Source organism: Acidianus brierleyi (genome assembly GCF_003201835.2).
Lineage (GTDB): Archaea > Thermoproteota > Thermoprotei_A > Sulfolobales > Sulfolobaceae > Aramenus > Aramenus brierleyi.
Map to the genome: position 1 here is coordinate 1,937,480 of NZ_CP029289.2, position 22,479 is coordinate 1,959,958.

The window sequence follows — 22,479 nt, forward strand, 5'->3', positions numbered from 1 at the left end:
TACTTATGTGCAGAGTGTTAATATGGTAAAGATTATGTCTATTAGCTTACCATGTGAATTTTCAGTTAAAGAATTACTGCCTGCTATAAGATCTATAATAGCGGTTAAGTTAGTAAAGGAGAAAGGAATGCCAATATATAGAGCGTCAAATCTTATGGGAATAACGCCTGCAGCTGTTGCCAATTATATGACTAAAAAGAGAGGAGTTGCTATACGGGATTTGATTGAAAGTGATGAGAGAGTAATGTCGCTTATAAATGATCTTGTAGATAAGTTAGCTGCAAATAATGCCGATAATCTATCTTCTTACTATTGTATATTATGTTCAGAAGGTAAAAGAGCTCTAAAGAAGAAAGGGTTTGATATACCTGCGTGTATGTATGAAACTACTACGATTGTTAGATAATTTTTCTCTTAAGATATTGTTCTATCAGTTTTCTTATTTTTAGCCTTATTATATGAATTCCCCATTTTCTAAAAGGAATTTTTACTCTATCAAACTCCGTCATAATCTTCTCATTTTCATCTAAAATTTCAGCTTCTAAAATTCTTGCAGCAAGGTATAACGTAGAGATTACTGGAATATCTGACATATTAATGAGCTCTAAAATTAGCTCACCGTTATTATAATTTATAAATAACGGTATTATGGAACTAGGTTCAATTCTATATAAGCTAATATTATACTTAGGTTTACAATCAATATCTATAACTGGATTAGATAAATTCCAACTTATTCGATGAGGTTTAATTTCCTTCCAATTTCTACCATACTCCACTAATAAATCCATACCTTCAGCAATTACTTTGCCTTTATCAAAATCCAACTTAATCGGTCTTGATGATATGATGCATAATGTCTTATCTAGTTCTATACATATAAATGAAGAACTATTAACAGGTTTAGAAGATAATTGAATAAAAAAAGGATTAAGAAATATAAATGAAGGATTATAAAAACCAGTATTAATTTTTATTTCATTTTTCAAATTCTCTTTAGCTATGTAATGGTCAGTTATTTCTCCAGGCTTTAATTGATCTCTTTCCCATGGTGAAGGATTTATATATCCATTACCTTCATTACATGGTATTAAATCGAATATCATTTTTTTAATGGAATAAATATCTAATCTGTTATAATTCCATGGTATAGACTTTAATATTAATGGTGTTCTTACTAGAACTTTATTTCCTTCTCCAATAGTCTCTATATAGCTTTCGTCAGGGCCTATAATTTTTGCGTTATATTTCCATTCAATTTCTTTAGGTTTAGAAAGATTAAGTAGCTGTGGTAATTGTTCAATAGATAAATCTTCATCCGTTATTATTACCTTATTATAAACCTCGAAAGGATAAGTTGAGAATTTATTAAAATCAATCAAAAATCATAACACCTTCAGACAAATGCCTTTTCTTCACCTTTCAGGATCGGGGGTAATTCTTCACCATTAGATGATTTGTAATTCCCTCTTAATTAATTCAGCTACTTTCTTTCCTTCAGCTTTTCCTCTTACTTTTGCCATTACCCTACCCATAACTAAACTGAAAGCTTTTTCTTTTCTCTTATAAATCTCTTCCTTATTTTCCTCTATTGTCTCTCTAACTATTTTCTCTAGTTCACTATCAGAAATCATAGAATATTTATTTATTATATCTTCTATTTTGCCATTTCCTCTAGAATATTCAGTTAAAATTTCTGGTATAGAATCCTTATTTATATTTCCCTTATATATTTCGTTTATTACCTCATCAATTATATCATCAGTAATTAAATCTGGATTTCCTCCCTGAGTTTTAACATATTTTACAGTATTTTCTATAGTGGTAGCAATAATCATTGGTGGTACTTTAGGAGAATACTTTTTAACAAGATCTTCAAATAAATCTATTCTTGGGTTATTTATTAATTGTTTAGCTAATTCTTCGCTTATACCAGTACTAAGCAAACTCTTTATCTTATCCTCCGGAGTAGGTGGAATTAATTGTTTAGCCTCTTCTATTAACTGTTTAGATACTCTAGTTGGCATTACGTCTGTTTCTGGATACATTCTTGCAGAGCCTGGCTGAGGCCTTAAAAACTTTGTAGTGCCATCTTCGTTGGCTCCTCTAGTTTCTTTTGGTATACCATCAAATGCGTAAAGTATTCTTTCTTTTATTACATTGGTAGCCAGGTCTAGTTTATCTTTAGGTCCTACTATTAGTACAAAAGCATCGTTAGTAGATGTATTTAGATTTTCTTTCACTTTGCTTATCTCTTCTTCAGTTATTCCATAATTTGGTAGCTCGTCTGAATGAAATATTCCACCCAGTCCTGCTAATGCTTTTACGTAATCAGATACTTCTGTTCCAAAACGTCTTTTAGGCACTAGTTCTTTTCCGAATATTCCTCTAAATCCTGCTACTTTTATTCCGTACACTTTTCCGTTTGATTTAATTGCTGAAAGAATAACTTTACTTTTAGTGTTTTTAAATAGATCTGTGAGATCTTTTATGATAAAGTTTTTCTCTATCTCCTCTTTCGTAATTTTTTTCTCTATCTCCTCTTTTATTTTTAGAAGATTGTATTGTCTTAATACTTCATATTTTATTATCATAGGAATAAGATCGAGTTCTTGTACACCTTTTATCTCTATTTTGACACCACCGGTAATAGAGACATTAAGATCTTGTCTTATTGTTCCTAATCCTCTCTTTACTTTTCCAGTTAATCGAAGCATTTGTCCTATCTTAAAAGCTACTCGTTTAGCTTGTTCTGGCGAATGTATATCGGGCGCAGTTGAAATTTCTATTAGTGGTATACCCAATCTATCTAGATTGTATATAATTTCTTTTCCTTTATCTTCTATTTTTCTTGCAGCATCTTCTTCTATAGCTATTGTCTGAATTCCAATCTCGCCTTCTTCATCATTTAGATTGCCTCCTAGACCCACTATTGAAGTTCTCTGAAACCCAGATGTATTAGACCCATCTATTACTTCTTTTCTCATAACGTAAATCTCATCAACTATATTTCCTCCAAACGCTAATGTCATTGCTATTCCAATTTTTAATGCTTCCTCATTAAGATTATGAGGAGGTTCTTCATCATATTCTACTAGACAAGTGCTTTTTTCTGGAATTCTATAGATGTATTTTTTACCTTTCTCCCACTCAAATAATGCTGCAACATCGACTTCTCCTACTTCGCTCATTACAGGCCTTAAGAATCTTTCTATAGTAAATTTATACTCATCAGTTAGCAAAGTTGGACAGTTACAGAATAGTTTGCTTTTAGTATTAAGTTGTTGATGAATTTCTAAGCCAACCTTTAAACCTAATTCTTTATAATTAAGCTCACTCATGATACCACCTTGGAAAGAAATCTAATGAATGTCTACTGTTAATTTCCCCTACAAGATTAGTTAGCATTAAGTTCTTTATTTTTTCTATATCGTTTTCATGGGCTAAAACCCACATTAGCTTAACTAACGCTACCTCTGGTAACATATCCTCTAATGGTACTACACCGACTTGTTGAAGTAATCTACCAGTAGTATAAACGTTCATATTTACTCTACCAAAAATACACTGTGAGGTCATTCCTAAGAATATGCCGTCTTTTGCAGCTTTTTTAAATGAATCAAGGAGCTCTGTAGATGTATGGCCTAATCCAGTACCTTCTATTATTATCCCTCTAATTTTTTTTGTATCTACCAAATAATCTATGAAAGAAGGATCAAAGCCAGGATAATATTTTAGTAAAAATACTCTATTATCAAACTTAGAATCTACGGTAGTCTCTTCGTCTTTTGTATGATAATCTGGTCTAAGTATTTTGATTTCCTTTTCAAGCCACAAAACCTTAGCTAACGGTTTGTCATTTATACTTTGAAATGCGTCTCTTCTACTTGTATGCATTTTCCTAACTTTAACGCCCCTATGAGCTAGTGTATATAAATCAGAGCTTTCTCCATGCATGTTAATTACTACTTCACCAAACGGAGCTTTTTTAGCAAGCAAAACTGAAGAGTATAAATTTATGGGGGAATCGCTACTTGGTCTATCGCTACTTCTTTGTGATCCTACTAAGACTACCGGCCCTTGCAATTTTTTAAGGGAAAAAGATAAAGCTGCAGCAGTATACGCTAAAGTATCAGTTCCATGAGCTATAACAACTCCTAAATTTCCTTTATCAAAGGCAGATTTTATAGCTTCAGCTATTTTAATCCATTTATCCGGTGACATGTTCTCGCTTAATATACTAAATAATATTTCTGCTGAAATTTTGGCTATTTCGTTAATTTCTGGCATAAATTGTATTATTTCTTCAGTAGATAGAGCTGGCCTAACTGCGCCAGTTTCGTATTCTATTTTACTTGCTATAGTTCCTCCTGTGCTAATTATTTTAACTTCGCTTTTTTCTTCCTTTTCTGGCATAACGTTAAGTGGTTTTTGGATTCTTTTCTCTAAAACAGATATTTTTGAATTATCAACAGATATTCCAACATTATATCCATTTTCCATTTTTATGACAATTATACTATCATCCCTAGAATACGATGGCATTAGAATACCTTTTATTTTAAAAGAATCTCTAGAAATTTCTATTATATCGCCAATATTAACATTTAACTTAGATAATATATCCAGAGCTTTTCCTCTATAACCTTCAAGTGACATTTAAGAAAAAATACATTAACTTATCTAAAAACCTTATGAACCTTTGCCTCTTTGTTGTGGAGTTTTTGAAGATTTCACAATTCTTTTCTCAAATTCCATTCTATTTCTTAATTTAGGTGGTTCTTTAGATTTTTCTTTTGGCTGAACCTTTGGAGTTTGGCTTCTAACTTTCCCAGCTTTAGTCAGTGAACCATGAGACGGCATTTATTTATCATGTTATAATGTGAAAACAAGAAATTTAAACTTAGAGCTTTAAGTGTTCTGGGCAATAATGAGAATATATTTGGTAGAACATGTTATTGGTTCATTTGCATTTGATGAAGACGGAAAGCTTATAGATTACGTTCTTAATCCAAGAGAGTTAGGTAAAGTTGTTGAAATGCTTATTTCTAACGAGGAAAAAGGCGATCCTTTACCATCTACTATAGAATTATTACAAAAAGTTAAACCTAATGAGGCTATAATAGAAAACGAGACAGAAGTTTCTAAACTACAAAATCTAGGAATAAAAATTAGCGCTACAATACATCATTTAGGAGCTAAGGAGTTTAGACAATCGTTAGCAAAATACGCACTTGAGTCAAAATATGCCTCAAATGAGAATGATCTCTACTCATTTCTTTATCAAGTAGCATTTGAGTATACTAGAAGAAAACTAAGAAAAGCTGCTCAAAAAAGAGATTTATTAGCAATACAAGCAATAAGAGCTATAGACGATATTGATAAGTCAATTAACTTATTTTCGGAAAGATTAAGGGAATGGTATAGTCTTCATTTCCCAGAATTAGATAAAATGATAGAAGATCATGCTCAATATTCAAGGATAGTAAGTGAATTAGGATATAGGGACAATATAACGCTAGAATCGCTTAAGGATATAGGATTTAATGACGCTAGAGCTAATAAACTTGCAGAAGCTGCTAAGAAAAGTATTGGAGCCGATATATCAGAAGATGATATAAATTCAATAAAAGAATTATCAGATACAATTTTAAATCTATATAGAATAAGAAACGATCTATCAGAATATGTAGAGTCAGTTATGAAGGAAGTTGCACCAAACGTTACTGCCCTAGTAGGCGCTACATTAGGAGCTAGACTATTAAGTATAGCAGGGAGTTTGGAAGAATTATCTAAGATGCCAGCTAGCACTATACAAGTTCTTGGTGCAGAAAAAGCATTATTTAGAGCGCTAAGATCAGGAAGTAGGCCACCAAAGCACGGTATAATATTTCAATTTCCCGCAATTCATACTTCACCAAGATGGCAAAGGGGTAAAATTGCTAGAGCTTTAGCAGCTAAATTAGCTATTGCTGCTAGAGTCGATGCATTTAGTGGGAGATTTATTGGAGATCAATTAGTGGATCAATTAAATAAAAGAATAGAGGAAATAAAAGTTAAATATGCGCAGCCTCCGCCTAGAAAGCAAGCTCCTCAAAAAGAGACTCATGAAAGAAGAGATCATGAAAAAGGTAGAGGTAGGAGAGAGAGAAAAGGTAAAAAGGGTAAAAACTATAGGAGGTAATGAAAAATGTCTGAATCTATAAAAACTATTAAAGAAACTAAAATGGAAAACGTATTTGAGTGCATCTATGTTGATGGGACAACAAGGCTGTGTACCAAGAACTTTGCACCTGGTTTTTCAGTATATGGAGAAAGATTAGTTAAATATGAAGGAATTGAATATAGAGAATGGAACGCATTTAGAAGCAAATTGGCAGGTGCTATTCTTAAAGGATTAAAACATAATCCAGTAAAAAAGGGCACGAAAGTTCTTTATTTGGGTGCGGCTTCTGGTACAACGCCCAGTCATGTTTCCGATATAGTAGAAAACGAGGGTAAAGTATACGGTGTAGAATTTTCAGCAAGAGTAGTCAGAGAATTAATATTAGTAGCGCAGCATAGATCAAATCTATTTCCAATTCTTGCTGATGCTAGATTTCCTCAAAGCTATAAGTTACTTATAGAAGATCCTGATGTATTATATGTAGACATAGCGCAGCCTGATCAAACTGATATAGCGATATATAATGCTAAATTCTTCTTAAAAGATAACGGATATTTACTTTTGGCAGTAAAAGCTAGAAGTATAGATGTTACCAAAGAACCAGAAGAGATTTTCAAGACAGAAGCAGAAAAGCTTAGGAATTCTAATTTCGAGGTAGAGCAAATAATTAACTTAGATCCTTATGATAAAGATCATGCTATGATATTAGCCAAATTCAAAGGCTAGATAATGTTAGATAAAATAATCGATCTTGGGTTTAAAGATATTCTATCTTCTTTACCATCAGAGTTTGTAACCTTAAATGACGCAGTACAAGGTAAAAATAAGATAAAGCTTAAAAATGGTTTTATTCATGAAATGGATAAAAACGAAATACTAAAGTTATCAAATATTATACCATTATACTTATGGGCTTTGATAAAGGTCCCATTTATAATATTAAAATTGGAAACTCCCGGAGAATATACAATAAACGGATCTGAATGGGATAAAAAAGCTTTATCTATTGTTCTAAATAAGGACACTGGAAAATTCATTTCGTCTCTTGATGTAGAAAAATTAATGAAAGATTATAAGTCATTAATATTTATAACTTTGTCATATAGTATATTTAATACTAGTGATAATAACATAGAGGAAGGAATGTAATATGGAACATAACATTCAGCACATAGCCGATATCTTAGAAAATGAGGGGTTAGATTACTCTATAATAAATTATCCAGAAAAAAATAAAAAATCGATAGATATAATAGTTACATATGATTCAAAAAGATTAGTAATAAAGGTATCTACAGATAAAATATCTAAAGAGGAACTAATGGACCTAGAGAAATTCTCATATATTGCAGAAAGTTTTCCTATAATAATTACTGATGAAACAGAAGAAGATATTGCACTACAGAAAGATAAAGTTGTAGGATTATCACTAGATGGATTAAAAAGAGTTATAGAAGGAGACAAGATTTATGTATATAGAACCCGTGGAGGAATGTTTGTAAGGATAAGGTCAGACGTCTTAAGAAGGAAAAGAGAAGAAATGAAGTATAGTATGGGAGACTTAGCTAAAATGCTTGGAGTCTCTAGGAAAACTATTTATGACTATGAAAATGGAGAATCTGACGTTTCAATAGAAATAGCAGAAAAACTTGTAGATATATTTGGTCCAGATGTAATTGGGGACATATTTCAAGATTTACCTACTAGAATAGAAAACTTTGATATAGACTTTAAAAAAGATAAAGGATATTTACATCTTTTAGATATATTATCTGCTGAAGGATTTAATGTTGCTAGGCTTAGACTTACGGCAGCGGATATAATAGCCGCTAAGGATGGACAAAAACTATTAGTTACAATGGAACCTAAGAAACAAGACTTTGCACTTAAAAAGATAAATGAAGCTCATAAAATAGCTACTAAATTTAAGTTAAATTTAATTATAGTATCTAAGACTTCTTCTTTTGCGAAAGAGTTAGAAAAAGATGGATTTAAAGTATACTTAGAAAACGAATTAGATAGCCTAAAAGATGAGATTAAAGGAGATTGACGAAGGTAAAGCTAAATTATTAATACCAGATCCAGAGGAATTTAGAAAAGAAGGGAAATTTGATCCTTCATGGGCTCCAGTATTTTATAATCCAAGGATGATATTTAATAGAGACTTTAGTGTAGTAATAGTTCATTTTTTATCTCCTAAGACCATTGTTGATGCTCTTTCAGCTACTGGCATAAGAGGAATAAGATATTATTTAGAATCTTACACTGCAGACGAGATAATTTTTAATGATAGAAATAAAGATTCTGTTGAACTTATACAGAAAAACATAGAATTGAATAAAGTTCCTAATACCAAAGTATTTAATAAAGACGCAAATTCTTTACTCTATGAGATTAAATCTGACTTCGTTGATATTGATCCATTTGGATCTCCTTCACCTTTCATTCTATCGTCTATTAATGCTGTAAAAAGGGGAGGATTTGTAGCGTACACTGCTACAGATTTAGCACCGTTAGAAGGTAGAGCAAGAAGATCATGCTTGAGAAAATATTTTACCTTCAATTATAAACTTAGTCTATCTAAAGAAATCGGATTAAGAGTATTAATATCGAAAGTAATACAAGAATCTGCTATAATGGAAAAATCTGTATATCCACTAATTTCCTATTACTCAGATTACTATTATAGAGTATTCTTTAGAGTTATTAACGGAGCAAAAAAAGCCGACGAAGTATTAGAAAAATTAGGATTTATCTATGAATGTCAAGATTGTGGCTATCATGAAATATCGCATACTCAATGTATAGATAAATGTTCGTATTGTGGAAGTAAAAATATAAAAACTGTAGGTCCGTTATGGCTTGGGAATTTGATAGATAAAGATTTCGTTAACGGTTTGTCTCAGAATTTGGAAAAATTTAGTTATCTAAAGTATTATGATAAGATACGAAGTATTGTAGATTTACTTCTAAACGAAAGTAATTATGTTGGATATTATAATCTAGATTTTCTGGCATCAAAACATAAGACAAATGTGCCAGCAGTCAGTAAAATGATAGAATGCTTAGGTGATGCTTCAAGAACGCATTTTGATACAAAAAGTATAAAAACTAACAAAAAATTTGAAGATATATTATTATGTATTAAAAATTTATCTTATTATAGATAATATCCATTCTGAAAGTTTTGAACATGAATTTGGATTTACATGGGCTCCATTATTACACTTATAGAGAAATTTACATGAAAAGCATGGTATATCAGAAATATTTCTAAGTTCTATTAAGATCTTAGGCTCGTTAAACACTTGTATAGCAAATAGTTTAACAATGCTTTTGCCATTTTCCTTTATCGATTTCTTTATAATGAGTTTTTTTTCTATGAGCCTTTTAACTATAGTACTTAATTCACGTGTTGAGAGCCCTACTGATTTAGCAAGCTCTTGTTGTGATATTCCTTGACTCCCTCTTTCAATTATCTTTTGATGTATTAAATCTTCATAAGTTGAAATTTTTGATTCCATTCAAAAACACCTGTGTTGGCTACATATATATTATACTTTATTCTAGCTTATTTAGTTTGCTATATCATTAAATCTATAAACTAACTTCAATATCGAAATTATTTATAATTTCTTTATATCTATTCCTTATTGTAACTTCAGTTATTTTTAAAGACTCTGCGACTTCTTTCTGAGTTTTCTTTACATCCATTAATGTGCTTATTAAATATACTGTAGCAGCGCTTAGGGCTAGATACCCTTTACCGCTAGTTAAACCATTTTTATACATTATATCTACAACCTCAGCAGATTTAGTAGCAATAACTGAAGGTAATTGTAATTTTTCTATTATTTCAGGTATATATCCTACAGGTTTTACTTTTGGTCTAAAATTTTGTATAGTTTTTGATATTTCTTGAACTCTTTCTAGGGCTTTCCATAATTCACTGGATGATAGAGCATATCGAGTTTTAATTTCTTGTAAATGTTTTGGAATATTATTAATTTGGCATGAATAGTATAATATTGCTGCTATGAGCGTATACATCTCAATTCTTCTTGCAAGACCTGTTTCTATAAGTTTTCTTAATATTAATGCAGACGTCTCTTTTACATATTCTGGCAGTGCTAATTTTGCAGCTTCATTATTAAGTACAGATAAATAAGTTACCAGCTTTTTATCCTTTGAAGAGACTCTAAGTTTATTTTGTAGTCTTTGCATTTTTAGAAGTTTTACTTTATCTTTTACTTTTCCATATCCGATTTTTGTTGTTAACCCTTGGTCATGAACTTTGAGCGTTAATGGGGATCCAGTTCTTTCTTTTATTATTCTATCTTCGTAATTATATGCTCTCCATTCTGGACCAGAGTCTATTACATTATCCTCTATTACATATCCGCAATTAGAACATATATATTGCCCTCTTTCATAATCGTATCTTATATTTTCTGATGAGCAATTAGGACAATTCATCTTCTATTCCTCCGTTTCTTAGATTCTCTATTTGTTATCTCTAAGTATAACTTAGTTTTTGGCTCGTCTTCTGTCAAAGGATATGCTAATATGTATGGCTCATTAATATTTCCAATTACATCTATTACTTTAGCTACTCTTTTCCCTTGTTCATCAATAATTATTTTTCCAATAGGATTTAAGTGAACATAGTCATTTTTGTTTGCCTTGATGAGATATTTGTTTTTTAAAGTCTTTTTTTCATACGTTCCAAGTTCAATAAGTCTACTGCGTGTCACATTATCTAATTACTACTTTCATATGCTTATTATTAACTTTTAATAATACCTCGATAAAATCGACGTGGATATTACCAGGCTAAGATAGAGGATTATTTGGCTAATTGGTTTAAATAGCATCTGTAAAAGGCTATATGGAAAAAATTATTAACATATGTCTCTATATACAAGTCGATGACTGATTCAACAACAGACAGTGAAGAAGAGGCTCTTTACAGGAAAATTTCAGAAATAAGAGAAGAGTTGGGAAAACTTAAGGATAAAAAGAGATCACTTTTTGAAGATTTAAGTAAGTTAAAACAGAAAAGAAGTGAAAAAATTAGTAAATTAAGATCAATAAGAGAACAAGTTTTTACATTGAGGAACGAATATAAATCCAAAATTGATGAGTTAAATCAATTGAAAGAAAAGAAACAGAGTTTACTAAGTTATATTCAAGAGATGCGTAAGGAATTTGAAGAAATTAGAAATCTAATGAAACAGTCTCAAGGAATGAACCCAGATATGTTAGAGAAAAGAATAAAATCACTTGAATGGAGAATTGAAACTTCTAGCCTAAGTTTAGAAGAAGAAAAAAAGATAATTCAAAAAATAGCCGAATTAGAAAAGAAACTTTCAGAATCTAAAAAGTTCTTAAAAATAAAGGAAAAAGGAAGCGAAGAAAGAGCAGAATTTTTAGCAAAAAGAATAGAACTTTCTACTGTTAGAGAGCAAATGTCTAAATTGATAAATGAAATAAGTGAAAAAAGAAAAGTATTGAAAAGCTTAGTAGATGAACGAAATAAACTCAGGAAGGAATTAGACGAGATTACTGGAGAGATAAATAAGAAGAAAGACGAGATATCAAAGCTAAATTCTGAATTTAGTGTCAAAAAGGATGAATTAAATAAGTATACAAAGCAATTAAGCGAATATAAAAATGGCATATATAATAGATATTATGCTGAAAATAAAAATATAGATATTAAAAAAGGTATTGATAATTTCGCTGAAATAGGTAAAAATAAGGACTTGCTAGAGAAAAAGAAAAAAGTTGTAGAAGAAAAGTTGAAGAACGGAGGCAGACTTTCATTTGAGGAACTTTTAATACTTTATGGTAACGAAAATAAAGATGATGGAACAGCTAACAAATAAGACAGCTATCATTTATATTGATATTGATGATGATTTAGGCGATATAGGAATAAAAACTCCAGTGATAGGAGAAAAAGACGCTTTTTTAGCAATTCAAAGAGCATCTGAATATATTCCTGATGATTCTGATTTTAATTCCATGGTAGTAGCATATAATTTGTATAATAAGTTAAAAAGCAATAACAATGTAGAAATAGTTTTTATAGCAGGATCTAAAAAAGGTGGGCTGGATGCTCAATTAAACTTATCAAAGGAATTAGAAGAAGTCATAAAAAAGATAAATCCAGAACAGTCAATCTTAGTTTATGATAGTCCAGAAGACGCAAAAGCTATTCCAATTATTGAGTCTAAACTAAAGATAATTGGCATTCAACGTGTTATAGTAGAGCAGCATAGAGGTGTGGAAGAAACTTACGTACTATTAGGGAAATACTTAAAAAAGATAATCTCAGAACCTAGATATTCAAGAATTTTCCTCGGTGTGCCAGGAATTATATTTCTCATAGCTAGCGTTTTTTATATTCTTGGAATAGCTTCTTATCTTTTACCTGTAGTATTACTAGTTATTGGAATAGCTATGCTAGTTAGAGGATTTGGAGTAGATGATATGATAGAAAAATGGTGGGAGAATTCTACAATAATGGTAGTTGTAGGTATCTTGTCCATAATTTCTTTAATAATAGGTATAGTGGAGGGATATTTAACCTCTCAGACGATTAAGGGTTCTTATATTTTTACTATATCTTCTGAGATAATATCAGTTCTTCCTTATTTGACATTCTCTGTAATTATTCTTTTTGCTGGTAAAGCTCTAGAAAATGCATTAACTAGAAACATGAGAGTATGGCATGATCTGTTAAAGATAGTAGCCATAGTATTATCATACTATATAATATCTGGTGCTCTAAAAAATATACAAGAAGGAATTTATGTATTTCAAGTTCAATTACTATATATGTTATCAATTTCCTCAATGATTCTAATAACAATATATATAGCTTTAAGTATATTAGAAAAATATAAATTTACATAGTTGATTTTGTTATTTTATCTCTAACTTCTAATGGTATATCATCGATTTTGACTATGTTTGCTTTTCTAAATTTATGATTTGAGATAATATCAAGGACTATGTATCTATCTGGTGAATTCTCATCTCTATTTTTTAATACTCTTACTTTAACATATTTTCTTTTCCCAGTATCTACATATACATATTTCTTTTGCTTTAATGACATTTTTAATCACCAATAGTATTACTTAGAGATTTTAAATTTCTAGCTCTTCTTCCTCTTCTATTGCTCTTACGCAGTCTAGTTCTTCTAATTTATCGAAAATCTTTTTAACAGCTTTATATACTTCTTCTTCTCTTTTTGCCCCAGTTATTACCATTTTTCCGCTACTAAATATTAATAATACTACTCTAGGATCATCCATTCTGAATATAAGACCTGGAAACTGCTCTGGTTCATACATGTTATTTTCTAGTAAAAATGCGGCTTTATCTAGATTTACATGAACATGCATATTTGCGGACGCTACTATATTTTGTATTTGAATTTTTGGTTTTCCTGAAATTTTTATGCTATATTTCTTTAGAGTTTTGATTATTCGTTTTACCGACTTTATAAGCTCTTCAGTACTTTTAGCTCCTGTAACTACCATTTTTCCAGATTTAAATATTAGGGACGTTACTTTTGGAGTTTCTAATCTAAAGATTAAGCCTGGAAACTGATCTGGATCATATTCAACGTTTGGTACACTTCGTTCCATTGCATATAAATCTAATGATTCGTCTAATGTTACTGTTGCTACTATATTTTCTATACTTATAATTGGTTTATAAGCGATCGGATTAGAGATAATAGCTCACCATATATAATATCTTATAAACTCATTTATAAACCCCAAAGCTTTTTAAAAGAGAATGTTTTTAAGCAAACCTAATTCTGGAAACTCCATTATACCTTCTTTTTCAATAATAACATACGGTTTTGCTTTTTCTAAAATTCCAAAATTTCTTATTATTGGACTCATATAATTATTATGAAGTAACGAGACATCATTTCCTGATTGATATGTTCCTATAGAAGGAAGAACTATAACATTAGAAGAATTTTTAAGAGGAATATTTAGAAAACATTGCAATTTTCTTGAAAAACCTAGTTTATCTTTTATTGAAATTCGCGGATGCTCATGACCTATTATGTATGTTGTATTGTCTCTTAATTTAACATCCTTATGGCCGTGATATATATATATATTTCCAAGATCTAAATTATCTACTAATTCGACGTTATCAAATTTTTCAGTAACTAAACTGATATAATTATCGTGGTTTCCCTTAATGACTATTACCTTAATATTATCATTTTTTAGAATATTGAAAATATCATTTAAATCACTTCTTTCTTCTTTACCTAAAGAGTTAAACATATGTTTAAGATCGCCGTCTATTATTATCTTATCAAATTTGAATATCTTTAGGGATTTATTATATATATCAATAAATTTCTTTTTTTGTACTTTTGGAAGGAAAATTCCTTTTTTAGCCATTTCTTCTTCATATCCTATGTGAACATCAGACAGTATCATTGAGTTCATTTTTTTAAAATATAGTCCAGGAATATCAGATTCTATAAATAAATCTTGAGAAATTTCTAACATAACCTCACCTATTTATAAGCAATATAAATATAGTATAGCAAAAATGTCATACCTATATCTAATAGGCTTAGGACTGTCAAAAAAGTTTTTTACAAATAAGGCATTAGAGGCTTTAAAACAATCAGACATTATATTTTTAGATTACTACACATCGTTTTCTTGTGATTTAACTAAAGAATTTTTAGAGAAAATTACTGGAAAAGAAATTACATTAGCTTCAAGAAATATGCTAGAAAATAATTCTAATGAAATTATGAATCTTTTAGATTCAGGAAAAAATGTTGCTATAGCTTCTATAGGAGATCCTATAATAGCAACTACTCATGTGAGTATAGCAGTTGAGGCTAATCGAAAAGGTCATATAGTACAAGTAATTCCAGGTATTTCTGTTCATTGTTATATTATATCAAAATCTATGCTTTCATCTTATAAATTTGGAAAATCTGTGACTTTAGTATACCCATATGATAATATAATGGATTTTACACCATATGAAGTGATAAAATCCAATAGAGCATTAAATCTTCATACTATAGTATATCTAGATATAAAGGACGGGAAATTTATGAATGCAATAGAAGGTTTAAAATATTTAATTGAGATGGAGAATGTAAAAAAAGAGAACGTTATATCAATGGACGATATTGCAATTATAGGGCAAAGATTAGGCTGTGACGATGAGAAGATCTCTGCTGTGAAACTTTCTGATTTGGAAAATGCAAAACTAAGAGATCCACCACACATAATAATAATTCCTTCCAAAAATCTACATTATATGGAGGTAGAGGCAATACAATGTCTTCATTGAGAAATAGAGCCTTAAAATATATTGAAGGCATGGAAAAGAGATTAAAAAATATAAATATGCCAGAATTCCAAAAAATATTGGATTTAGCTAGGCAATATACCGATGACGCTAAATATTATCTGGAAAAAGGTGACGAAGAGACTTCTCTAGTAGACATAGCATATGCAGAGGGATTGTTAGATGCGATTTTAATTCAAAATAATATTGATCCAGATTCAGACATTTCAAAGAAAGTATTTGTAGGAGGAACTTTTGACATTATACATCCTGGTCACATAGCGTTTTTAAAGGAAGCCTCAAAATTAGGAAGAGTATATGTTTCTGTTGCTAGAGATAAAAATTCCGAAAAAATTAAAGGTAGAAAGCCTATAAATAATGAAGATCAACGATTAGAAGTAGTAAAAAATATAAAATATGTATATTATGCGTTTTTAGGCGATGAAAATGATTTTATAAAAAGTGTAGAAAATGTAAATCCAGATATTATCTTTCTTGGTCCAGATCAAAAAGTTAATGAAGAACAGTTTAAAGAAGAATTAAGAAAGAGAGGAATAAATGCAGAAATTCTTAGAATGAAAGAACGACTAAACAAGTGGGAACATAATAGTACTACTTCTATCATAAAAGAAGTTCTTAATCGATACTGTAATCACACGTAAGACTCTATTTCTACTTCATCTCCATCTTTTATATTTAGCTTTTCTCTGAGGTAATAAGGTGAAATTACTTCTATAACGCTTTTAGGATGAGTGCTTCTTAAAGGGAAAACTATAGCTGCAGGTCTAATTCCGTTTATTGATGCAGGAAATACTTTTACTGCTCCTAGTACTCTATTTTCATCCTTATATTCTGGAATAAGGATATGTTTCTCTGCATCTAGAATTATTCTATTTTCTAAAGATAATCTATCATATATTACTATATTTAATGTACCTGGATAAGGAGTAAATCCTAGGAATTTCTTGAATGAGTCTTCATAATAAGGTAACGAAAGAAATATTTTACCTTCTCCTAAGCCAGAGGTTACCATACCTTTTATCTTAAGTGCATGTGACGATATTATAGCTTCTCTGATTAATGAGAGACATTGAGATAGCAAATCTTCGCCTTTAGTAGTTAATGATATAATTTCACCATCTGTTGTTATAGTTCGTTTAATGATCTCCTTATCTTCCAATTCTTTTAATTTACGTGAAACTGATTGTTGAGAAAGATTTAATTCTTTAGCTAAAGTCTCTTGAGTGATTTCACTGGATTTAGCTAAAGATATAATTTTCGCTATTATACAAGCATCATTCAGCATCTTTACTGTTCCTCTGTACAGCCTAATTCAGCTTCTTTATATTCTCCATTTATATCGTCTTCAGAATCTTTAGTACTCCAGCTCCATTTTTGTGTCCATGCATTACCTATTTGAATAGGCTTTTCCAGCTTGCTTAATAGTACAATCCTACTTGGAATATGCTCTGATAATATTTTATATCCAGTAAATTTGGAAAGAGTTTCTGCAAATTCTCTTATCTCACTATGTCTGGGCATTGCATCTTTACTTAATCTATATGTAGATGGGCCAACATGCATGTATGCCTTTACTTCAATATAGGTGGGCATAGCAAGTTTAATTAAATTAGCAAATTCTTTTGCGTCTTCTATTCCCATGTTGAATCCCTTTATCATAGTCATTCTAATTACTGTAGGAGAACTAAAGCTTGGTAACATTTTTAGAGTTTCCATTACTAAATTCCATGAATTTGCAACTATAGGTCTATTAATGAGTTTATGTTTTTTCTCGTTTGGAGCTTGAAGAGATACGAAAAGTTGTGTAGGTTCTTCTTCAAGGCTAGCTAATATATCTGGTCTTACTCCACTTGTGACTAAGAATGTTGTCATTCCCTTTTTATGATATTCGCTTATTAATTCCCCTAACTTATCATACAGTGTTGGTTCTCCTGTTAAGCTTATAGCAACATGAGCTGGTTTTGATGCATCCTTTATCATTGCTTGCTTTACTCCTTGCCTACCATAATATCCAGATACTGCTTTTACATGTTCTTCAATACTTTTTTCAGCAATGTATTCTGGATCATCCATGATTGGCATCTTAGTCTCATCCCATTCTACACCTATATCTTCTGGTTCTAGTCTCCAACAATGTATGCATCTAAACCAACACCATGCAGCTACTGGTGTCATTTGCACGCATCTATGGCTTTCAATTCCATAAAACTTACCCTTATAACAATATCTATTTTCTGTTAGCGCTTTATGAGTCCAATAACATTTCTTATAAGCACTATGACTACCTATTATGTGATACTTTTCTTTTTCCATTTCACTCATTATTTTGCTTAACGTATCAATCCTTAACTTAGGTGTTTCCATAAGCGTATCAATAAAATTTTTTCGCGCAATTAAAAAACTTATTTATTAAAGTGGTGCAGTGAGATCATAAAGCTTCAGAATTTTTTCTATATATGAACTTATCCCAATTAACATAGTATCTGAAAGATATCTTCCCATTAGTTGTAAGCCTACAGGCAAATTGTTATAAAAACCTGCTGGCATGGAAATTGCTGGTATTGCAGCCAAGTTTGCTATTACTGTATTAAGATCCATAGCATACATTTTTATTGGATCATTAATCATTTCGCCTATTCTAGGAGGTAAAATAGGCATAGTAGGGGAAATTAGTATATCATATTTATTGAATATTTGGTCTAAACTATCTTTTATTATTCTTCTTACTTTAAGAGCTTTAACATAGTATTGATCATAGTACCCAGCACTTAAAATGAATGATCCTAACATTATTCTTCTTTTTACTTCAAGGCCGAATCCTTCTCCTCTATTTTTACTAAATGTTTCCTTCCAATTTCCATCACTATATTTGCTGAACCCATATCTAACTCCATCATATCTAGCTAAATTAGAACTAGCTTCAGACATGGCAATTATATAATATGCCGGTAATGCGTATTCTGAATTACCTAATCTAACATCTTCTATTATTGCACCTTCTGAAGATAACTTATTTATAACATTATTTATGATAGTTGTTACAGACTTATCGGAAGATTCTAAAATGTCTTTGAGTATACCTATTTTAAGTCCACTTATCGGAATCTCTGATGGTGTTCCTATATTTTTGTTTTTTATAGTAGTAGCGTCTTTACTATCTTCACCAGATATTATACTATATAGTAAACCTAAATCTTCAGCGTTTTTTGCCATAGGTCCTATTTGCTCTAAGCTATTAGCATAAGCTATTAGACCATATCTGCTTACAGTCCCATAAGAAGGCTTTAACCCAAACGTTGCTGTAAAAGCTGCTGGAGCTCTTATAGATCCTCCAGTATCGGTACCAAGAGCTATATCTACGTAACCAGCAGCAAGAGACGCGCCGCTTCCTCCTGAAGATCCTCCTGGAGTTCTTTCTAGATCCCATGGATTTCTAGTTGGCCCAAAATAGCTAGTTTCAGTAGTAGAACCCATTGCAAATTCGTCCATGTTAGTCTTTCCTATTATTACTGCTCCTTCTGATTTCAATTTCTGTATAACTGTAGCATCGAATGGCGGTATATAATCTTCCAACATTTTAGAAGCACAAGTAGTCCTTAAATCCTTGGTAGAGATGGCGTCCTTAATTGCTATTAATATACCGGCTAGTTTGCCTTCTTTCTTAATATTTTCTTTTACCTCTTGTAAAACTTCTTCTTCTTTTCTAAGTGTTATAAACGCATTAATGTTTTTTTCTAGTCTATTTATTTTTTCAAAAGACCTTGCTACATATTCTTCTGGGCTTAATCTTCTCTCCTTTAAATCTATTACTATGTTAGAGATCATTTAATCACCGTAGGTACTAGGTCCTTTGATATAACCATTTTCTTTATGTTTTACATTTCTTAAAGCGTCTGATTGAGTTAGTGTGGATAATGGCTTATCTTCCCTTAATTTTCCTTGAGATATAGGATGAAACATAGGTTCTACGTTGGATAAGTCTATTTCATTTATTTTATTAAAGAAATCTAATATTTTTTTAATATCTTTACCTATTATTTCCTTTTCATTTTCTTTAAGCTCAATTAATGATAAGCTTTGTAATTTTTCAATAAGTTTTTCTTCACTCATTTTCTCACACTCTCAAATATCCAATTTAGATATTCTGGTAATCCTCCAGAAATATTAAAAGTAATAATTTCTGGTAACGAATATGGATGTAACTCTTTAATTCTTTGGATTATTCTATTCTCAAGATCTTTCTCAGTTTTAATTATCATAAGTGCTTCATCGTCTTCTTCAGTTTTACCTTCCCATATATAAAACGATCTTATATATGGGATTATATTTACGCACGCGGCTAATTTTTCATCAACTAAAGTTTTTGCAATATGTTTCCCAGTTTTTATTTCTGGTATTGTACTTAATATAAGTATAGCAGGCATAGTTAACTAATTATACTATACTGCTAAATTAAAACTAATGAAAGTTAAAGATCTATTTTCATTACCTTGGAAAAATATGGATAGGGCTTTAGAATACGGTGTGGAAGAATGTAAATATCTTGGTAAAACATTGCTAGGGATTACTTTATCTAATGGATTAGGATTTATTATATATTTTAATCCATATAGTGAAGAAATATACAGAATACTGATTATGAGTCCAGAAAAAAAGGAACTAGGTGAATTCTTTGGAGTATTTAAGTATGAAGGAGGAAATACCTTTTTTATATATACTGTAACAAATTTAACTCAAATAGTAAACTCTTTGGGTGAAATAGAAGTAAATTCTGTAGAAGTGATTAAAGATGTTTTCGAAGACTTTTTACTTGAAGCGCTGGCTGGACAACGAAACATTTACTAAATTACTTACATTTTCTAGATTTTTGGGACGAGACGAAAATGGTTCCCAGTTTGTGCTAGATTTAGAGAGAGCTAGAAGAAATAGGGTGAGATTATCTGAAATTAAAGATACATTAGAATCCTTAGGAATAACTTTTAGTAATGATGAATTACAATATTTACAAAGAATACTTCCAGAATATGATATAGAATTTTCTATAGATAGGGGAAATCTTTTTGTAATTCCAAGCGTGTATATTATGGATATTATAAAAAAATATAATATATCTATAGAATACGATAGGCAAAGAAAGATATTTATATCTAAGCCATATTATTATTCTAATCTGAGAGAAATATTCTTAGAAAATGGCCTAAAAGTGCGTGAGCTAAATACCAAAATGAAAAATTTTGATTTTAGTATTAAGATTATATTACGAGATTATCAAAACGAAGCCATAGAAAAATGGAAAGAAAATAACTTTAAAGGAGTTATAGCACTTCCTACAGGTTCTGGAAAAACTTTGATAGGATTAAAAGCTATTGAATTAGTAAAGAAATCTACTTTAATAGTAGCTTTTACGAAAGAGCAAATGAATCAATGGAGAGATTCTATAATAAGGTTTTCTGATTTTAGACCAGATATAGGATTGTATTATAGCTCCGAAAAAAACATAAAACCTATCACCATATCTACATATCAAACTGCGTATAGACATATAAACGAATTAGCAGACAAATTTGATCTTTTAATAATTGATGAAGCTCATCATTTACCTGCTGATAAGTTTAGGGAAATAGCATTAGGGCTAATAGCTAGTAAAAGGTTAGGCTTATCTGCTACACCGTATAGAGAAGATGGAAAACATGAAGAACTCTTCAAATTAATGGGGGGAGTTATATATTATAAAGGAGTTAATGAACTGATTAATAAAGGATATTTGTCTCCATACGAAATAATACAAGTTAAGGTATTTTTAAATAAAGAGGAAAGATCTAAATACTCTGAGTTATTAAAAAAATTTAAGATATTATCCAAAGATAGAAGAATATCGGAATTAATCAAAAAAGCTCAAGAAGGAGACGGTGATGCGATCGAGGCTCTCAGAATATATAATGAGATGAGAAAAATTGTTAGTTTAGCACAAAATAAGATATCTAAAATTAATGATATTATACAGAAAGAAAATGGGAAGAAGATATTGATATTTACGCAATATGTAGAACAAGCGGAAAATTTAGCTAAAATATTTAATGCTTTGATAATAACAGGCAAAATATCCAAATCGGAAAGAGATAAAATACTAGCTGAATTTAAATCAATGAAAAGTGGAATCTTGGTATTAACTACTGTTGGAGACGAGGGTCTAGATATACCTGACGCAAGTGTAGGGATAATAGTAACTGGAACTGGTTCACGGCGACAATTTATTCAGAGGCTTGGAAGGCTACTTAGACCAGTAGATGGAAAAAAAGCTACACTCTATGAAATCTTAGTTCAAGGTACTCCAGAAGAGTATCAAGCTAAGAAAAGAAAAGAAGAAAATCTAGATGAGGCATTTCTTCAAATTTCTTCTGAATATTCAGAAGAAATAAAGTAAAAAACACTATATGCTAAAGGTACTAAAATTTCTTGTCTCATCTTAGTATGGATAATGACTTGCCTATTATTAACGCTAATAATAGGCTTATTCTCTATTCCAATAATTATTATTCCGTGATTCTTATCATCTATACGTAATTTAGTGTTTCCTAATATCTTTTTTGCAGTATATGCAGCGAGCATCTCAGGACTTAATACTTCTATCTCTCCGGAAACTTCTATATTGCCATCTAGCATTATTACTTGCTCCTTTCCATTTATTTTGACACCATCTACCCATATAGTCGAAAAAAGTTTTCTATTACATTCAGTACTTAATATGGATAATGGAGGAAAGACAAGATTATATCTAGTATTTGTTAGAAACGGTTTTACGGCTATTATATCACCCTTCTTTAAATTTATTTTTTCTCCAGGATAGCATACTCCGTAATCTTCTGTAACAAAAGGCATTTGGAAGATTTTTATATTAAGTAAAGTATATGTAATTAACGATGAAAGAACTT

The 22,479-nt window shown here is 30.5% G+C and carries 28 protein-coding genes; 12 read left to right on the forward strand and 16 right to left on the reverse strand.

Going from position 1 to position 22,479, the window contains the following annotated elements; all coding sequences use genetic code 11:
- The first annotated feature begins 34 nt into the window (after positions 1–34).
- Positions 35–406, forward strand: coding sequence for a transcriptional regulator (locus DFR85_RS26570; RefSeq protein WP_110270879.1), 372 nt, complete (start codon positions 35–37; stop codon positions 404–406).
- On the opposite strand, the gene DFR85_RS26575 is transcribed toward DFR85_RS26570, so the two are convergent.
- The 4 genes from DFR85_RS26575 to DFR85_RS26590 all read right to left on the reverse strand — a co-directional run bounded on the left by DFR85_RS26575 (position 399) and on the right by DFR85_RS26590 (position 4,863).
- Positions 399–1,382 (reverse strand): hypothetical protein, encoded by a 984-nt coding sequence (locus DFR85_RS26575; RefSeq protein WP_110270880.1) that lies wholly within the window; start codon positions 1,380–1,382, stop codon positions 399–401. The two genes, DFR85_RS26570 and DFR85_RS26575, sit on opposite strands and share 8 nt — an antisense overlap.
- Positions 1,383–1,448: 66 nt before the next feature.
- Entirely contained in the window at positions 1,449–3,341 is a 1,893-nt protein-coding gene (gatE, locus tag DFR85_RS26580) for a Glu-tRNA(Gln) amidotransferase subunit GatE (protein WP_110270881.1), read from the reverse strand.
- On the reverse strand, positions 3,334–4,659 hold the full coding sequence (gatD, locus tag DFR85_RS26585; protein WP_110270882.1) for a Glu-tRNA(Gln) amidotransferase subunit GatD: 1,326 nt from the start codon (positions 4,657–4,659) through the stop codon (positions 3,334–3,336). The genes gatE and gatD overlap by 8 nt, the downstream gene beginning before the upstream one ends.
- A gap of 33 nt (positions 4,660–4,692) precedes the next feature.
- Positions 4,693–4,863, reverse strand: a complete 171-nt coding sequence (locus DFR85_RS26590) for a 30S ribosomal protein S30e (RefSeq protein WP_110270883.1) — start codon at positions 4,861–4,863, stop codon at positions 4,693–4,695.
- Positions 4,864–4,930: 67 nt separating this feature from the next.
- On the opposite strand from DFR85_RS26590, the gene DFR85_RS26595 reads away from it, so the two are divergent.
- Genes DFR85_RS26595 through DFR85_RS26615 form a run of 5 tightly spaced genes read left to right on the forward strand, consistent with a single transcriptional unit; the run spans position 4,931 to position 9,336 of the window.
- Positions 4,931–6,184, forward strand: a complete 1,254-nt coding sequence (locus DFR85_RS26595) for a C/D box methylation guide ribonucleoprotein complex aNOP56 subunit (RefSeq protein ID WP_110271872.1) — start codon at positions 4,931–4,933, stop codon at positions 6,182–6,184.
- A gap of 6 nt (positions 6,185–6,190) precedes the next feature.
- Entirely contained in the window at positions 6,191–6,892 is a 702-nt protein-coding gene (locus tag DFR85_RS26600) for a fibrillarin-like rRNA/tRNA 2'-O-methyltransferase (RefSeq protein WP_110270884.1), read from the forward strand.
- Positions 6,893–6,895: 3 nt separating this feature from the next.
- The gene (locus DFR85_RS26605) at positions 6,896–7,315 is read left to right on the forward strand and encodes a DUF61 family protein (protein WP_110270885.1); all 420 of its coding nucleotides are present in this window, start codon (positions 6,896–6,898) and stop codon (positions 7,313–7,315) included.
- 1 nt (position 7,316) lies between these two features.
- Positions 7,317–8,216, forward strand: coding sequence for a helix-turn-helix domain-containing protein (locus DFR85_RS26610; RefSeq protein ID WP_110270886.1), 900 nt, complete (start codon positions 7,317–7,319; stop codon positions 8,214–8,216).
- Positions 8,197–9,336 (forward strand): tRNA (guanine(26)-N(2))-dimethyltransferase, encoded by a 1,140-nt coding sequence (locus tag DFR85_RS26615; protein WP_110270887.1) that lies wholly within the window; start codon positions 8,197–8,199, stop codon positions 9,334–9,336. Before DFR85_RS26610 ends, DFR85_RS26615 begins: the two co-directional genes overlap by 20 nt.
- Here DFR85_RS26615 and DFR85_RS26620 read toward each other — a convergent pair.
- The 3 genes from DFR85_RS26620 to DFR85_RS26630 form a co-directional block, all read right to left on the reverse strand.
- Positions 9,319–9,690 carry a winged helix-turn-helix transcriptional regulator gene (locus DFR85_RS26620; protein WP_110270888.1) on the reverse strand — a complete coding sequence of 124 codons (372 nt, stop codon included), beginning with the start codon at positions 9,688–9,690 and terminating at the stop codon, positions 9,319–9,321. The genes DFR85_RS26615 and DFR85_RS26620 overlap by 18 nt on opposite strands.
- Positions 9,691–9,763: 73 nt before the next feature.
- Positions 9,764–10,642: a transcription initiation factor IIB gene (locus DFR85_RS26625; protein WP_110270889.1), complete on the reverse strand. Its 879-nt coding sequence runs from the start codon at positions 10,640–10,642 to the stop codon at positions 9,764–9,766.
- Positions 10,639–10,920 carry an H/ACA ribonucleoprotein complex subunit GAR1 gene (locus DFR85_RS26630; RefSeq protein ID WP_110270890.1) on the reverse strand — a complete coding sequence of 94 codons (282 nt, stop codon included), beginning with the start codon at positions 10,918–10,920 and terminating at the stop codon, positions 10,639–10,641. The genes DFR85_RS26625 and DFR85_RS26630 overlap by 4 nt, the downstream gene beginning before the upstream one ends.
- Before the next feature lie 174 nt (positions 10,921–11,094).
- Between DFR85_RS26630 and DFR85_RS26635 the strand changes: the two genes are divergently transcribed.
- Both DFR85_RS26635 and DFR85_RS26640 read left to right on the forward strand, forming a co-directional pair.
- Positions 11,095–12,054, forward strand: a complete 960-nt coding sequence (locus DFR85_RS26635; protein WP_110270891.1) for a coiled-coil protein — start codon at positions 11,095–11,097, stop codon at positions 12,052–12,054.
- Positions 12,032–13,087, forward strand: a complete 1,056-nt coding sequence (locus DFR85_RS26640) for a DUF373 family protein (protein ID WP_110270892.1) — start codon at positions 12,032–12,034, stop codon at positions 13,085–13,087. The genes DFR85_RS26635 and DFR85_RS26640 overlap by 23 nt, the downstream gene beginning before the upstream one ends.
- Here DFR85_RS26640 and DFR85_RS26645 read toward each other — a convergent pair.
- The 3 genes from DFR85_RS26645 to DFR85_RS26655 all read right to left on the reverse strand — a co-directional run bounded on the left by DFR85_RS26645 (position 13,080) and on the right by DFR85_RS26655 (position 14,721).
- A complete protein-coding gene (locus DFR85_RS26645; protein WP_168367199.1) occupies positions 13,080–13,292 on the reverse strand; it encodes a DUF5622 domain-containing protein in 213 nt (70 codons plus the stop codon). The two genes, DFR85_RS26640 and DFR85_RS26645, sit on opposite strands and share 8 nt — an antisense overlap.
- Before the next feature lie 31 nt (positions 13,293–13,323).
- Positions 13,324–13,887 (reverse strand): TATA-box-binding protein, encoded by a 564-nt coding sequence (locus DFR85_RS26650; RefSeq protein ID WP_110270893.1) that lies wholly within the window; start codon positions 13,885–13,887, stop codon positions 13,324–13,326.
- 84 nt (positions 13,888–13,971) lie between these two features.
- Complete coding sequence (locus tag DFR85_RS26655; RefSeq protein ID WP_110270894.1) at positions 13,972–14,721, reverse strand: metallophosphoesterase; 750 nt, start codon at positions 14,719–14,721, stop codon at positions 13,972–13,974.
- 43 nt (positions 14,722–14,764) lie between these two features.
- On the opposite strand from DFR85_RS26655, the gene dph5 reads away from it, so the two are divergent.
- Together dph5 and DFR85_RS26665 are read left to right on the forward strand one after the other, a co-directional pair.
- On the forward strand, positions 14,765–15,529 hold the full coding sequence (gene dph5 / locus DFR85_RS26660; protein ID WP_110270895.1) for a diphthine synthase: 765 nt from the start codon (positions 14,765–14,767) through the stop codon (positions 15,527–15,529).
- On the forward strand, positions 15,517–16,188 hold the full coding sequence (locus DFR85_RS26665; RefSeq protein ID WP_110270896.1) for a DUF357 domain-containing protein: 672 nt from the start codon (positions 15,517–15,519) through the stop codon (positions 16,186–16,188). Before dph5 ends, DFR85_RS26665 begins: the two co-directional genes overlap by 13 nt.
- Here the strand turns inward: DFR85_RS26665 and DFR85_RS26670 are convergent.
- From DFR85_RS26670 to cutA, 5 genes are read right to left on the reverse strand one after another with little or no spacing between them, the layout of a single operon-like run.
- Positions 16,179–16,829, reverse strand: coding sequence for a DUF120 domain-containing protein (locus DFR85_RS26670; RefSeq protein ID WP_349290782.1), 651 nt, complete (start codon positions 16,827–16,829; stop codon positions 16,179–16,181). The genes DFR85_RS26665 and DFR85_RS26670 overlap by 10 nt on opposite strands.
- Positions 16,830–16,834: 5 nt before the next feature.
- Positions 16,835–17,911, reverse strand: a complete 1,077-nt coding sequence (twy1, locus tag DFR85_RS26675) for a 4-demethylwyosine synthase TYW1 (protein WP_110270898.1) — start codon at positions 17,909–17,911, stop codon at positions 16,835–16,837.
- A gap of 45 nt (positions 17,912–17,956) precedes the next feature.
- Complete coding sequence (gene gatA, locus DFR85_RS26680) at positions 17,957–19,372, reverse strand: Asp-tRNA(Asn)/Glu-tRNA(Gln) amidotransferase subunit GatA (RefSeq protein WP_110270899.1); 1,416 nt, start codon at positions 19,370–19,372, stop codon at positions 17,957–17,959.
- Positions 19,373–19,657: an Asp-tRNA(Asn) amidotransferase subunit GatC gene (gene gatC / locus DFR85_RS26685; RefSeq protein WP_110270900.1), complete on the reverse strand. Its 285-nt coding sequence runs from the start codon at positions 19,655–19,657 to the stop codon at positions 19,373–19,375.
- Entirely contained in the window at positions 19,654–19,971 is a 318-nt protein-coding gene (gene cutA, locus DFR85_RS26690) for a divalent-cation tolerance protein CutA (protein ID WP_110270901.1), read from the reverse strand. Before cutA ends, gatC begins: the two co-directional genes overlap by 4 nt.
- 37 nt (positions 19,972–20,008) lie before the next feature.
- Here cutA and DFR85_RS26695 point away from each other — a divergent pair, with 37 nt between their 5' ends.
- The gene (locus tag DFR85_RS26695; RefSeq protein ID WP_168367200.1) at positions 20,009–20,392 is read left to right on the forward strand and encodes a hypothetical protein; all 384 of its coding nucleotides are present in this window, start codon (positions 20,009–20,011) and stop codon (positions 20,390–20,392) included.
- Between the two features lie 22 nt (positions 20,393–20,414).
- Positions 20,415–21,971, forward strand: coding sequence for a DEAD/DEAH box helicase (locus DFR85_RS26700; RefSeq protein ID WP_349290764.1), 1,557 nt, complete (start codon positions 20,415–20,417; stop codon positions 21,969–21,971).
- Here DFR85_RS26700 and DFR85_RS26705 read toward each other — a convergent pair.
- A complete protein-coding gene (locus tag DFR85_RS26705) occupies positions 21,935–22,426 on the reverse strand; it encodes a hypothetical protein (RefSeq protein ID WP_110270903.1) in 492 nt (163 codons plus the stop codon). The genes DFR85_RS26700 and DFR85_RS26705 overlap by 37 nt on opposite strands.
- Between the last annotated feature and the right edge of the window lie 53 nt (positions 22,427–22,479).

What these genes read in the sequence shown, in the direction of transcription:
- dph5 (WP_110270895.1), top strand. Translation starts at nt 14,765, where the DNA reads ATGTCATACCTATATCTAATAGGCTTAGGACTGTCAAAAAAGTTTTTT.
- DFR85_RS26645 (WP_168367199.1), bottom strand. Translation starts at nt 13,292, where the DNA reads ATGTCATTAAAGCAAAAGAAATATGTATATGTAGATACTGGGAAAAGA.
- DFR85_RS26665 (WP_110270896.1), top strand. Translation starts at nt 15,517, where the DNA reads ATGTCTTCATTGAGAAATAGAGCCTTAAAATATATTGAAGGCATGGAA.
- DFR85_RS26625 (WP_110270889.1), bottom strand. Translation starts at nt 10,642, where the DNA reads ATGAATTGTCCTAATTGCTCATCAGAAAATATAAGATACGATTATGAA.
- gatE (WP_110270881.1), bottom strand. Translation starts at nt 3,341, where the DNA reads ATGAGTGAGCTTAATTATAAAGAATTAGGTTTAAAGGTTGGCTTAGAA.
- cutA (WP_110270901.1), bottom strand. Translation starts at nt 19,971, where the DNA reads ATGCCTGCTATACTTATATTAAGTACAATACCAGAAATAAAAACTGGG.
- DFR85_RS26695 (WP_168367200.1), top strand. Translation starts at nt 20,009, where the DNA reads ATGAAAGTTAAAGATCTATTTTCATTACCTTGGAAAAATATGGATAGG.
- gatD (WP_110270882.1), bottom strand. Translation starts at nt 4,659, where the DNA reads ATGTCACTTGAAGGTTATAGAGGAAAAGCTCTGGATATATTATCTAAG.
- twy1 (WP_110270898.1), bottom strand. Translation starts at nt 17,911, where the DNA reads ATGGAAACACCTAAGTTAAGGATTGATACGTTAAGCAAAATAATGAGT.
- DFR85_RS26590 (WP_110270883.1), bottom strand. Translation starts at nt 4,863, where the DNA reads ATGCCGTCTCATGGTTCACTGACTAAAGCTGGGAAAGTTAGAAGCCAA.
- DFR85_RS26610 (WP_110270886.1), top strand. Translation starts at nt 7,317, where the DNA reads ATGGAACATAACATTCAGCACATAGCCGATATCTTAGAAAATGAGGGG.
- DFR85_RS26595 (WP_110271872.1), top strand. Translation starts at nt 4,931, where the DNA reads ATGAGAATATATTTGGTAGAACATGTTATTGGTTCATTTGCATTTGAT.
- DFR85_RS26705 (WP_110270903.1), bottom strand. Translation starts at nt 22,426, where the DNA reads ATGCCTTTTGTTACAGAAGATTACGGAGTATGCTATCCTGGAGAAAAA.
- gatC (WP_110270900.1), bottom strand. Translation starts at nt 19,657, where the DNA reads ATGAGTGAAGAAAAACTTATTGAAAAATTACAAAGCTTATCATTAATT.
- DFR85_RS26620 (WP_110270888.1), bottom strand. Translation starts at nt 9,690, where the DNA reads ATGGAATCAAAAATTTCAACTTATGAAGATTTAATACATCAAAAGATA.
- DFR85_RS26615 (WP_110270887.1), top strand. Translation starts at nt 8,197, where the DNA reads ATGAGATTAAAGGAGATTGACGAAGGTAAAGCTAAATTATTAATACCA.
- DFR85_RS26600 (WP_110270884.1), top strand. Translation starts at nt 6,191, where the DNA reads ATGTCTGAATCTATAAAAACTATTAAAGAAACTAAAATGGAAAACGTA.
- DFR85_RS26570 (WP_110270879.1), top strand. Translation starts at nt 35, where the DNA reads ATGTCTATTAGCTTACCATGTGAATTTTCAGTTAAAGAATTACTGCCT.
- DFR85_RS26635 (WP_110270891.1), top strand. Translation starts at nt 11,095, where the DNA reads ATGACTGATTCAACAACAGACAGTGAAGAAGAGGCTCTTTACAGGAAA.
- gatA (WP_110270899.1), bottom strand. Translation starts at nt 19,372, where the DNA reads ATGATCTCTAACATAGTAATAGATTTAAAGGAGAGAAGATTAAGCCCA.
- DFR85_RS26655 (WP_110270894.1), bottom strand. Translation starts at nt 14,721, where the DNA reads ATGTTAGAAATTTCTCAAGATTTATTTATAGAATCTGATATTCCTGGA.
- DFR85_RS26640 (WP_110270892.1), top strand. Translation starts at nt 12,032, where the DNA reads ATGATGGAACAGCTAACAAATAAGACAGCTATCATTTATATTGATATT.
- DFR85_RS26605 (WP_110270885.1), top strand. Translation starts at nt 6,896, where the DNA reads ATGTTAGATAAAATAATCGATCTTGGGTTTAAAGATATTCTATCTTCT.